Genomic DNA, 11973 nt, shown 5'->3' on the forward strand with positions numbered 1-11973 from the left:
ATCATACCTTCCAGCGACCTGAGGGTTTCTACCTTATCATAACCATTGGAGTTGTATACAAAAACAGGATCCAGTCCAAGATCACGCAGGGCGCGAATGATCATTTTCACCTGGGGGATCACATGTCCGGGCGATACAAAACCGATAATATTCATCCCGGAGCGAAGAATACCGGCTATAGAGAGCAGCACCCGGCGGAAATCCATGCGATACTCACTAAAATCAAAGGTATTGCGGCTGATCTGGTAATTCTGGCAGAAAACACACTGAAGGTTGCAGTTGGTAAAAAAAATATTGCAAATGCCTTTATCACCCGAAATCGGCGGCTCCTCCCCCATGTGATTGCAAATGGATGAGATGGTGAAGGAAGCATCGCTGCGACAATAACCCTCTTCACCCAACAGTCTGTTCACGCCGCAATTCCTGGGACAAAGCCTGCATTCCTCATAAACATCCAGCTCTGAGAAGTATTTCTGCAGATCCAGGTCATGGATCATTTTTATAAGTTCAACATGGTTCAACGCGTGAATTTTTATCTTATATTTGTTAGGATCACAATGTAAAATTACCAATTTTCATGCAACACAAAACCATCCTGATTTTACTGGCGATGTGCCTGTTTATGGCCGGTTTCGCCCAGACCCCCATCCTTGATACACGCAAGGGAATGACGATCAAAGGATTTGAGACCGGCAAAAACAAATACCTGCTGGCAAGGCCCAATCAACTCCTGACAATGACGATCAATGGGTTTTCCTATTCTTCCTCCGATGTTGATATCATCCAGGAGCCTGCCCGGTATCTGGTTTTTTTCTCCGACCGCATCCTGGCGGAAATCTTCCCGGATACCAGCAATGCCGGTTTTTTCAAGTACGATCTGATAGTAAGGAATATTTACCAGGATACCCTTATCCTGGAAAACATTGTGCCCTTCGGGGAAGAACCTGACCACGTGTATATCACGTCTACAGGTCCATGGGACCTTGCCAGGGCAAAGCTTTTCCTGCCCGGTCATGGTCCTGTTGGCGTAATCCTTCCCGATAATGCATGGGAAATGGGCTACGGAGCATTAGATACAAAAAAAGGCCCCTCGGTGGCGGCTATTGCCAGGCGTGGAGAAATCAAAGAGGGTAAAAAACATCGTTACGAAACCCACCTTAATCCCGGCGGTTATGTGAAATATACAATATACTTTCATTATTTCGACGGTGAATGGCAAAACGGGCTGCGTAAAATGTTTCAGGAAGCCTTGCTTTTTGACCTCGATACATTCGACAATGCCTTGTTTGAAAGGGAAGACCTGAAATGGGTGCGAAACAGATATCTTATTGCCCTGCAGTTTGCCTGGGATAAAGACTTTTACGATTGGAAGACAGGAGAATACACTGTTGAAGGATTCCTGGAAGAAGGAAAGAAACTTTTCGGCGGATATGATATTTACGGGTTATGGCCTACATGGCCAAGGTTGGGACTGGATCCCCGCAACCAATGGGATATGTTTTCGGGTTTATCCGGTGGGGTTGAGAAAATCAGGGAGATCAGCCGCAAGATGCAATCGGAAGGGACAGCATTTTATATCTGCTATAATCCCTGGGATGAAAGCACAAGAAAAGAAAGTCCTTATAAAGGCATGGCAAGGTTGATTGAAGCTACGGATGCCAACGGTGTTGTTCTGGACTGCCATGGCTGGTCGAGCGGGAAATATCAGCGGGCGGCCGACAGCATCAAGGCGGGAGTGATCATGTACAGTGAAGGGATGGCCGTTGTGAAAGATATGCCCGGCATCGTTTCCGGACGGGTACATAATGCCATTTACCTCAGCCCGCCTTTAAACCTCAACAAGCTGATTAAACCCGACTTCGCCATATTCAGGGTATTGGAGCCCAAGGATATAGATCTGCACCGGGAGGTAGCCATTGCCTTCTTCAACGGTTACGGTTCGGAATTGAACTTTTACGCTCCCGGAAGGCCGGAAGAAACCATGCGTGACTTCCACTTCCTGGAAAAAACCACCCGGCTCCTCCGGGAAAACACCGGTTCATTCCTGCAATATGATTGGACCCCACTGGTTCCAACACTCAAAGATAGCGTTTGGGTAAACTCATGGCCATTAGGGGATAAGGAGATTTATACTGTCCTAAGCATGTATCCTGAAGGGTATGAAGGACCGCTTTTTGAGGTTGAGCCGGGACGGGACAGGCACCTTGTCAGCCTTTGGAGGCATGAGGAGCTGGAGCCGGTGGCCATGGGTGATACCCTCTGCGCCCCTGTCCTGCTGGAAGCATACAGCCGCAATGACATTAACACCCGACGTGAAGGCAGCATAGAATGCATTGCCCTTTTGCCCAGACTTATAGAAGCAGGGATAGAGGGGAATACCCTTGCCATATCAGCAAAAGAGGGCGATGATCTCCGGATATGGCCGGGCGAGCCATCTTGCAGGAATACCCATATCAGCCTTGCCCCGGGTACCCATGAACTGGACATCCTGGCAAATTTCGGGGATTACCAGGGCAAGATAGTAGTGCAACTTTTCGGAATGGAAGAATTGATGGATGAGAGGGTGCTTTACCTGCAGCCGGGAACTCCTTTACTGATGGCTGAAGAGAAAACAGCATGGAAAAAAGGCCCTGAGCCCGCAGGAATGGCATTGATACCCGGCGGGGCCATCACATTGAATGCAAACAACGACGACCAGTTTATCCCCTATCCGGGTTCTGCAGATACTGTTTCCACCCTGGTCGCTCCATTCTATCTTGATATTTATCCGGTCACCAACGAAGATTACCATAAGTTTGTCACGCAATCGGGTTATATGCCGGCCGATACCACTAATTACCTTCGGCACTGGAAAAAAGGCATGTACCCGCAAGACCTTGCGCGGCATCCTGTGGTGTATGTGAGTCCTGAAGATGCCCGTGCCTATGCCAGGTGGGCCGGCAAGCGACTGCCTACCGAGGCGGAATGGCAATTCGCGGCAATGGGTAAGGATGAACTGACCTGGCCATGGGGAATGGAATACGACAGCACGATGTGCAATCATGCACTTGGGCACACGACTCTGGTCGACAGTTTTCCCCAGGGTGGCAGTCCTTTTGGCATTATGGATTTGACAGGTAATGTTTGGCAGATGACTTCCGATATTTACAACAACGGAAGCTATTATTTCAACATTTTAAAGGGAGGCAGTTTTTACAAGCCGACATCAAGCTGGTGGTATGTTCAGGGAGGGCCACAACCTTCCCGTCATCAACAGATGCTGCTGTTGGTGAGCCCGGGACTAAACCGGAATTCCACCGTTGGATTTCGTTGCGCCAAAAGCGCTAATTGAGAGAATTGTAATATTCCACAACCTTTTTAAAATCCTCGCAGGTGTTCAGGTGCATGCCATTGTCCCTGATGTAGGCTTTAATTGCATCCGAATGGTCTTCAAGTCTGTGCAGGATCTCCTTTTTCTTTAATGGCACCCATTTTGCTGTTTCTCCCTCCTTTTCGAGGTAATACTCATACTCCAGGAAATACTTGTCTTCTGAAGTATCGTCCCCATCCTTTACATGATGGACGATGACCCTTCTGAGCAACAAACGGCAGGGACCATCAGCAAGAACCTCGAAATAACCTTTTTGCATAACCCCTTTTTCCAGGAAAGGCAGGTATCGGAACTCCCGCCCGTCGAAGATCAGGTAATCCAGCTCTGCCGGATCAGCAAAAGCGAGAGTATCTCCCCCCCGGATGAACTGCATCTGCTGAGCATAAATATTATATCTAAGCAGACAGTCCACCATTTTTTCACCGTTGCCCAGCACTACTTCACCACATTGCCAAACCGGGTTGAGGTAAAGACTAACGGGTTTTCCGGTGGCAGGATCAAATTCTGTTCTGCTGCCTCCAGGAAACTTTTCCCCACCGTAAACCGGCTGTTCAGGTGTTACGGTAGTAGCTTTGGAATAAGAAACCACAGGTTGAGGGGCTTTGGAGACTTCCTGCGACATGGACCATGTTACTACTCCGGTAATTAAAAATAATATGACCCAGAAACGTCGCATGATGTTAACTGTGAATGCCGTTAAGATACAAAAAATCAAGCGTAAAAGCAATGAAATACAAATGTTTTTTTGCACGGGAACAGAAAATGAGAAAATGGGGATCGGGAGGGAAATGATATTGTTGCAGGATACAGGCTTCAGGTTGCAGGTTGCAGCCTGTAACCTGTAACCTGCAACTTGTAGCTTGTAGCCTGCATCTTTTCCATTATCCCCTTATAGAAATACCGCCGGTTGTCTTTTTACAAACCTCCTCTGAAACATCCCATAGTTTTCTTCCATTTTCGGGATCATCTGCTTTGGGATCAATCATTTTACGCCCCATGAGAAAAAGATAATCCCAGGAAATACCTTCCATATCAGGAGAAGCAGCAAGGTAAACCGCGGGTTCGCATGCTTTTTGGGGTGATTTAAAGAACAAGGAAAAAATGAGCTTGAGCAAGGGTTGAAAAATCGCCGGGGCCTCGCGGGCAATATTTGTGTTAACCGGGCCCGGACAAAACGCAAAAACGGAGTAGTCAGTCTTTCCTGAATTATTCAAACGCCGTGATAATTCCCTGGCAAAGGTGGTCAGCATCAATTTATAATAGCCATAGAGTTCCATAACTTTTCCAATGTTAAAATCCTGGTATGTACCAAATCCATTCAGGTTAAAATCTTTTGGATTACGATGGCTCTCCGATGAAACAAAAATAATCCTTGGGATGGCCCCGTTTTCACGGTTAAATAAATTCATCCTGATAAGCCGGTTCACCAGAGCATACTTTGCCAAATAATTGACAACAAACATCTGTTCGAGACCCTGAGCCGTTTTACTGCTTTTTTTCGGAACCACGGCTGCATTACAGATAAGAATATCCAGAGGAAAGTGTTTTTTCTTTATTTGTTGGACGAGGTCTGCAATTGACTGCAAATCCGACAGATCTACATATTCCATATCAATATCACCCGATCCGCTCAGGCGTTTTGCCTCCTCCCCTTTCTCAGGGATACCGCTGCGACAGGCCATCACAACCCTTGCACCCCGGCGGGCCAGCTCCACTGCGGTTGCAAAACCCAATCCTGAACTGGCACCTGTAATCAATACCCTTTTACCATCCAGCCTGTCCCCGGGTGAAAGTGTCCCAACCTTTTCATGCTTACGGAACAAATCCCGTATCCCTGTGTAAGTAGCAATAAAAGGATTATTATAACTTTTCCTGTTTCCCATAAGATACGTCTTTAATAAAGTGTTGATAATCCGCAGTATGCTTGTCGATATCGTCAGGTGAAAGATCGAAATCCCGAATATCATATTCATGCAAACCGTACTTTCCGGGAGGGTTTATTAATTCCGCATGTCGGAACCGCTCTGACAGTCCTTCGTTTATACCTCCATTATCACCATATATTTTCGTTAAAGACTTCAGGCTGTCTTCCAGGAAATCGTTGTATAAAATATCGGTGAACAAACCTTCTTTGTGATCGCTGGTTCTGAAATCCAAACCTTTATTAAGCATGTATCCTGATTTCCTGACCCAATGAGCGGCGACACCCTGCAGGCTTACATTATTGCTAAATATCATGCGGCTGTGTGCCATCATGCTCAGGAATGAAGGTATGGAACGGTGCACATCGCGGTGTGTCCACAAAATACGCACATCCTGGAAATATTTATGCACAAGGGGTAAAAACTCAAGATGATGAGGCGATTTCAGCACCCACCGTTTGGCCGGTTTCTGCCATTGAAGAAATTTCAAAAGCTTCATGCCATATTCATATGCCGGTGCCTGATAGATGGATTCGAGCCAGGAAGCATACGACGGCACATGCATGGTAGCTTCAGGGGTTGTGCTGAGGAAGGTGACATCCAGCAGGAGTATATCTTCTTCAGGAGCCAGATGTTCAACAGGATGAATAGCAAAAAACCCGGGAGCCATAAGTCGTAATGCCTTTTCGCTCATCCATGCCTTCTTTATTCTTTTTTCCTTCAACCGGAAATCGTCGTTCAGCGGCACAGGATTGATGGCTTCCCAACTGGCCAGAACCCTGTTATCCGGGTCTGCCGCCAGTAATCGCTGTAACTTGGTAGTCCCGGTTCGTTGCAGGCCGGTGATCAGCCAAACAGGGTAAAGAGGCTGATCCAGGATCTCAGGATGCTTTTTAAACCAGTATTCAGCCCTTAATTTCACGGCAAGCAGGTTTACCAGGCGCTGCTTTGAGATAAACCTGCCCACAGGATGCAGTTGGGCCTCGTGATTGATCGACCATAGCATGCGGTCAAGAGGCTCATCCAAAAAATCACTGCCAAGGTCATACAGTCCGGTTAGCTTCCTGGCTGACTTAATAATATCATCCTTCTCAAGCCTGATTTGGGTTCCCAGGAAATACGTTCCGCGCCAAACATCGTTCAGGGCTTTAAACCATAAAGGCTGTTTGTTAAAATCACCGGGGCGTACGGTTGCTTTATTTTTCATTTTTTGATAATGGGGGTTTACCACAGATCATGCAGATTTTTAAAGATTATCAACTATATCACTTAATTTCATAACCTTACAAGAAGGCTCAACAGGAGATTCCCCATTTTTAAGGCGGTACCAGCGCCAGCACATGGTACCTTCCCGATGTCCGCAGGTGTTTATCCAGTTGGGTAACCCGGGATCCTTATGCGCCACGACAACCTGAACGGAACCATCGGCTGCATAGCTTGCTTCAGCTTTGTTCACGGAAATGGTAAAATACCGGTAATCAAGCGATTCCATCCAGTAATTGTTTAACTGGAAGTTCCATGAATCGCAGGCGGGTGGCTTGACCTTTATGACAAGCGCTTCATCGGGATCCAGTTTCCAGTAGGAATGGTGATACAGGATAGAGGCATCGCCACCTGCGGAGTTGGAGACTTCAGGATCGAAGAGCGGCAGGGTATTGGGATGCTTTTTAAAACCGTGAGCCCAGCGGGCAAACAGCAAAGGTGCCCCGGCAACAAAGAGGGAAGCGGTTTTCAGTCCTTCATCAAGAGCGACCGGCGACAACGGTTCCGGATGTTTCCTGCCGTCAAGATTCTCAATCACGAACTCAGCAGGAACCTCATGGGCATGATCCAGGAAAGTCTGCCTTACAATGACCAGTGAAGTATCCTCTTCCGTTTTCAGCCAGTTTTTTCCCTTGGGTTCACGGCTCAGGATGATCTCAAAGGAGCCGTCGTCTTCCAGGATAAGGCCTGAATCCTCAATCTTCCCGCAAGGGGCCATCCCACCGGTAGTACCGTAATTACCGTATTGCGTAAAAAAGCCCAAATAATGGATGGAGTTTCTTTTTCCCCAGATCCTGTATTCAAATTGACCGCTGATTTGTGCATTGAAGTAATGGTTATCGGGGTTATCCGCTCCCATTTTCACCGTTTCATGCACCATCCTGCGAAAAACAGGGAAGGCCGGATCGTTGTATTCAACGAAAGCTTCGAGGGCAGCACGGGTAAGACGGGTAAGGTAACGGATGCCTTCCGCTTGTTGCAAAGCATCCCGGGGAGTTCCCGGGTACTGCAAAACAGAGCCGGCCAGTTTGAGCCGGTCGCAGAATTCGTCCCAGGCCTTGCCGGTCGTGATCCTTTGAGTGGAGATGTCATCTGTGGTCTTTCCCGACATCCTGCGGAACAACCGCTGCCAGAACCGGAGAAAACCCAGAAAAGCGAATAATAGGGATCTCATTCCTGAAAATAATTGGTTAATATTGCCATTGAGGTACGAAAACCGCAAAAATAAGAATTATGGCTGATTTCAAAGAAAAATACGGACCATGGGCTGTGGTTGCCGGGGCAGCGGAAGGACTTGGAAGATCATTTTGCATTAGCCTCGCGCAGAGAAAGATGAATATCATCATGATCGATTTCAAGGAAGGATCGTTGAAGGAGCTGTCACAAAAAATTTCATCGGATTATGGGATTGAAGTTTTGCCGGTGTTCCTGGATCTCATCAGGGATGATGCATGGGAAACGATTGCGGATATTTCGGATAAATACGACTGCGGATTGCTGGTATACAATGCTGCATATAGTAAAGTCAAGCCTTTCCTGGAACAAAGCCATAATGACCTGGACAGCCACCTTTTCATCAATAACCGGACGCTGACACATCTGGTACATTGTTTTACAGGAAGATGGAAAAACCGGCGGCAAGGGGGAATCCTTGTCATGGCTTCACTGGCCGGGTTGTTCGGGACAGGTTTTGTGCCCACTTACAGCGCAAGCAAGGCTTATTGCCTAACCCTGGCAGAGGCACTGCATTTCGAACTGAAACGATATAATATCGACATATTGGCCTGTTTGGCGGGCGCAACAGCAACCCCGGCATTCCTGGCCACCAATCCGGCAAGAACGAAATTCGGACCATCTGTCATGAATCCGGAAATTGTAGCAGAAAAAGCATTAAGAAAGCTGGGCAGTAAGAACCTTTACATCCCGGGATATTTTAACCGTTTGAGTTATTTTTTCCTGCAACGTCTGCTTCCCAGGAAGGTAGCAGCAGGTATCGTTAATACAACCATGGACAAAATGTACGGAAACAAAAACTCCGGTTGATCATTCATCAAAAGGTAGTTTTCAACAAATAATCAACAACCCCGGCCATCCGGAACACCTTCTGAAACACCTGCCGATACTGTGATTTACGTCACGGAGTCAAACAGGATGCTCCATATCAAAAAATAATCAACATAGCATGCTGATAAATATATATTCCAATTGGAAGTATCGTGTATTATATTTAGGCTTTAGCGGCAGTGTGAATTAAGCATATGGAAGAATACATCTATGCAGGAAGCTTTAAACTGCCGTAATGTTAACCAAAATCTTTATCCCATGAGAACCCAGGTCATATTATTAACCATTTTGCTTGCATTCTGGATGGCGGGATGTTCATACTATTACGTAAGCAAGGTGAGAGGCAGTGAGGTATTTATGTTTTCCACTATCATGGTTGACGATGAAGAAATCGGATTGTACCATTTGCCTGAAAATAGTGGAAAAATTAACCGTTCATCCGGAAGAACACTGGCTATTGAAACACGTACTCCGGATCCGGTATCCAATGCCTTACAATACCTTGAAAAATCGGGGCCGATGACGGTTTATTTCGGATTCGCCAGCGCCGAAGCAGAAACAGGTGAAGAATTTCAACGCTATCTGGAGAATTTAATAGTTTACCTTAATAACAACCAGGGGAAAAAGGTCATTCTATATGGTCATGCCGATAACCGGGGATCGGAAGGAGCAAATTTTGATTACAGTCTGCGTCGAGCAGAGCACATCAAAACAAAACTGATCGAAGTCGGGATCGATGAATTTCAGATCAGGGTGGAAGCCATGGGAGATGAGTTTCCCATCGCATCCAATGATACTCCCGAAGGACGCAAGATGAATCGAAGGGTTGAAATGTCGCTGATCATATAGACTTATGGACAATACTCTTTTTAATGACTTTCTGTTTATCATTGTCGTTCTCAGCGGCACTGCCCTGATAAGTTTCTGGATAGGATATCTTGTGGGGAGGGGGAGGAAATAGTTGGGGATTGGGGATTGGGGGTTAGGGATTAGGGATTGGGGGTTAGGGATTAGGGATTAGGGATTAGGGATTAGGGGTTAGGGATTAGGGTTGATTTTTTTTATTCTATTGGATTACTCAAAATTTTCATCTACTGCCAAATATAAATCGTGACGAGCATTTCATACGATTTTTTTCACAATCCGTAAAAATTTCTTGACAAAACTAATTCATTACCTTATATTTGCATAGTTCATTATTTTTGAAGTTTATATTTATTGAATTTTAAAATCCGGTAACAATATGTTTAAAAGAAACAAATTAAGGGGGCCTGTAGGACGTATATACCCCATTACTATTTTTAGCTTTTATATCCTCGTAATTGTTGAGGTGATCATACGGACAAACATGCATAATGAGGGATTGCTTAGTGATCATAATAGCCCATTTGCGCATCCGGGCCCTGTGTTTTCCATCACCGGGGTAGCATTATTTTTTGCGATTATGGGCATTTACCAGATGTTCCGGTACCGGCTATGGGTATATCCTGTTTTGGGACTATTGCTTGGTTTTTCGTCATTACAGAGCCTTAGCTTCTTCATGAATTCCTTTTTTACCCTTGAATCGTATCTAATTGGCCTCATTGTCTGTGTGATATTTATCATTTTAACCTGGCCACTACTCAAGGGGCACGAGTTATACGAAGCAAAATCAAGAAGACTGTTCAAACTGGCGGTTGATTCGATTGAAGAAGCCTCCGCGGGATTTACTGCAAGGCCATACTCTGCGGGAAGTGCTGAATATACCATTGATGACCTCCAGGGTTTTGGCCGCATATTGAAATCAAAACATGTAGCACTTCCGGTGTTTAGGTCAGAAGGTGTTTATTTTTTGTTTTCCCTGGGTATATCACTCATGACAGATCCCGAACCATCGCGTGTGAGTTATGTTCTATTCAGCAAGGACGGGAACATTAGCGTGCATATATCTCCCTATGATTACCGGCAGTATACGAAGCGTTTTACGTTTGATCAGCTTTGCAACTCATTTGCCAGAAATTTCCGGAACTTCCTGGACTATTATAAAGAGGGCCATGAGGAAAGGATCTTCATGGAATTAAAGTCAGTTTAAGATTATCATTATGAAACACTTTGCAGGATTCGTTATAGTCTCTTTTCTAATAACCGTTATCGGGTTTACTGGATGCCATGAAGGTGTTTATTCTCAGGGGGAAACAGAGGATACCGTTTTGTACTATGCCATTGAAATGAACGGGACCCTTTGCGGGTTTGCCAGAATCCTGGAAAGGGAGATACTGGAGGATAGTGGTAAAATGTTAATGCAGGAAGCTCATTATGACTTGCAGATGGAGCTAATGGGAAAGGATGTCAGCATAATCTTTTCTCTTAAAAATTACAGGGATCCAATAACAGGGAGGATAAACATGTCAAGAACCAGGATCCGGCAAGGAAAGATAGATCTTCAGGGAAGTACATTAGTTATTGGTGACAGTGTAATATTCAAGGGAGGATTAATCCAGGGTGAAAAAAACATTATGATATCCGATTCTGTACTAACTGAAAACCTTCTGTACTATCCTCATTTAGTGAAATCCTTCTCAAAGAAAGGAATGACGGTAAGAGGCTTTTCGGTGCTTGATGATGCACACAGGCAAATCATCAGGAAGATATATACTTTTATAGGAAAGGATACCCTTGAGATCAACGGTAACATTTATCATGCATTAATACTGCATGAATTCAACAGCACAACAGCTGAAACATCGGATCTCTGGATCCATGTTGATGATGGACTTATCCTGAAATCGATGAATTATATCACCGGCAAGAATATAATATTGTCGAACAGGGATATCATGGGAAAAACTTCCAAAGTCAACGTAGATGATATGATATTCTACAACGTAAATCTTGTTATAAATGACTTCAGGGAGATCACAAGAATGAGGTTGGAGGCCAGAATACAGACGAGCGGCGAGGTAATAAGCGAAAGCGGGCTTAGCTGTCCGGGGCAGCGATTTATAGGTTCCGTTGAAAACAACCTTATCTCCGGGACCTTTGAAACCACATCCAGCAGATATGATGGAGAAGGGGCTCCGGACTTTCCCCATGACTTTTCATCAGACAGTACCCTGGTTATCTATCTCGAGCCAGGAGAACTTATCGAATCCGATGATCCCTCCATTAAAGGAGAAGCTGAAAAGATAACCATTGGTGCTGAAGATCTATGGGATGCAGCTATAATGCTAAGTCGTTGGGTCGAGAAGAACATTGTTGGGGCGATACCAGGGGGAGGTTCGGCAAAAGGGACCTTTGAGCTCCGAAAGGCTGAATGTGGGGGGCATTCGAGGTTACTGACCGCACTATGCCGAAGCGTCGGAATACCGGCCAGGA

General features: G+C 45.6%; 10 protein-coding genes. 5 read left to right on the forward strand and 5 right to left on the reverse strand.

Features of this window, described 5'->3' with window-relative positions; translation table 11 throughout:
* The coding region (locus KKA81_14845) for a radical SAM protein (GenBank protein ID MBU2652204.1) at nucleotides 1–521 on the reverse strand (521 nt) is incomplete at its 3' end.
* A gap of 56 nt (nucleotides 522–577) precedes the next feature.
* Here KKA81_14845 and KKA81_14850 point away from each other — a divergent pair.
* Nucleotides 578–3331, forward strand: coding sequence for a formylglycine-generating enzyme family protein (locus KKA81_14850; protein ID MBU2652205.1), 2754 nt, complete (start codon nucleotides 578–580; stop codon nucleotides 3329–3331).
* On the opposite strand, the gene KKA81_14855 is transcribed toward KKA81_14850, so the two are convergent.
* The 4 genes from KKA81_14855 to KKA81_14870 form a co-directional block, all read right to left on the reverse strand.
* Complete coding sequence (locus KKA81_14855; GenBank protein ID MBU2652206.1) at nucleotides 3324–4046, reverse strand: hypothetical protein; 723 nt, start codon at nucleotides 4044–4046, stop codon at nucleotides 3324–3326. The genes KKA81_14850 and KKA81_14855 overlap by 8 nt on opposite strands.
* 205 nt (nucleotides 4047–4251) lie before the next feature.
* Complete coding sequence (locus KKA81_14860; protein MBU2652207.1) at nucleotides 4252–5253, reverse strand: SDR family NAD(P)-dependent oxidoreductase; 1002 nt, start codon at nucleotides 5251–5253, stop codon at nucleotides 4252–4254.
* Entirely contained in the window at nucleotides 5231–6499 is a 1269-nt protein-coding gene (locus KKA81_14865) for a sulfotransferase (GenBank protein ID MBU2652208.1), read from the reverse strand. The genes KKA81_14860 and KKA81_14865 overlap by 23 nt, the downstream gene beginning before the upstream one ends.
* Before the next feature lie 39 nt (nucleotides 6500–6538).
* Nucleotides 6539–7729, reverse strand: a complete 1191-nt coding sequence (locus KKA81_14870; GenBank protein MBU2652209.1) for a DUF1214 domain-containing protein — start codon at nucleotides 7727–7729, stop codon at nucleotides 6539–6541.
* 59 nt (nucleotides 7730–7788) lie between these two features.
* On the opposite strand from KKA81_14870, the gene KKA81_14875 reads away from it, so the two are divergent.
* The 4 genes from KKA81_14875 to KKA81_14890 form a co-directional block, all read left to right on the forward strand.
* The gene (locus tag KKA81_14875; protein ID MBU2652210.1) at nucleotides 7789–8598 is read left to right on the forward strand and encodes an SDR family NAD(P)-dependent oxidoreductase; all 810 of its coding nucleotides are present in this window, start codon (nucleotides 7789–7791) and stop codon (nucleotides 8596–8598) included.
* Between the two features lie 279 nt (nucleotides 8599–8877).
* Nucleotides 8878–9468 carry an OmpA family protein gene (locus KKA81_14880; GenBank protein ID MBU2652211.1) on the forward strand — a complete coding sequence of 197 codons (591 nt, stop codon included), beginning with the start codon at nucleotides 8878–8880 and terminating at the stop codon, nucleotides 9466–9468.
* A gap of 394 nt (nucleotides 9469–9862) precedes the next feature.
* Nucleotides 9863–10690 carry a hypothetical protein gene (locus tag KKA81_14885; GenBank protein MBU2652212.1) on the forward strand — a complete coding sequence of 276 codons (828 nt, stop codon included), beginning with the start codon at nucleotides 9863–9865 and terminating at the stop codon, nucleotides 10688–10690.
* A gap of 10 nt (nucleotides 10691–10700) precedes the next feature.
* The coding region (locus tag KKA81_14890) for a transglutaminase-like domain-containing protein (protein MBU2652213.1) at nucleotides 10701–11973 on the forward strand (1273 nt) is incomplete at its 3' end.

This window comes from Bacteroidota bacterium (assembly GCA_018831055.1).
In the GTDB taxonomy this organism is placed as follows: Bacteria; Bacteroidota; Bacteroidia; order Bacteroidales; family B18-G4; genus M55B132.

What these genes read in the sequence shown, in the direction of transcription:
- KKA81_14850 (MBU2652205.1), top strand. Translation starts at nt 578, where the DNA reads ATGCAACACAAAACCATCCTGATTTTACTGGCGATGTGCCTGTTTATG.
- KKA81_14855 (MBU2652206.1), bottom strand. Translation starts at nt 4,046, where the DNA reads ATGCGACGTTTCTGGGTCATATTATTTTTAATTACCGGAGTAGTAACA.
- KKA81_14860 (MBU2652207.1), bottom strand. Translation starts at nt 5,253, where the DNA reads ATGGGAAACAGGAAAAGTTATAATAATCCTTTTATTGCTACTTACACA.
- KKA81_14865 (MBU2652208.1), bottom strand. Translation starts at nt 6,499, where the DNA reads ATGAAAAATAAAGCAACCGTACGCCCCGGTGATTTTAACAAACAGCCT.
- KKA81_14870 (MBU2652209.1), bottom strand. Translation starts at nt 7,729, where the DNA reads ATGAGATCCCTATTATTCGCTTTTCTGGGTTTTCTCCGGTTCTGGCAG.
- KKA81_14875 (MBU2652210.1), top strand. Translation starts at nt 7,789, where the DNA reads ATGGCTGATTTCAAAGAAAAATACGGACCATGGGCTGTGGTTGCCGGG.
- KKA81_14880 (MBU2652211.1), top strand. Translation starts at nt 8,878, where the DNA reads ATGAGAACCCAGGTCATATTATTAACCATTTTGCTTGCATTCTGGATG.
- KKA81_14885 (MBU2652212.1), top strand. Translation starts at nt 9,863, where the DNA reads ATGTTTAAAAGAAACAAATTAAGGGGGCCTGTAGGACGTATATACCCC.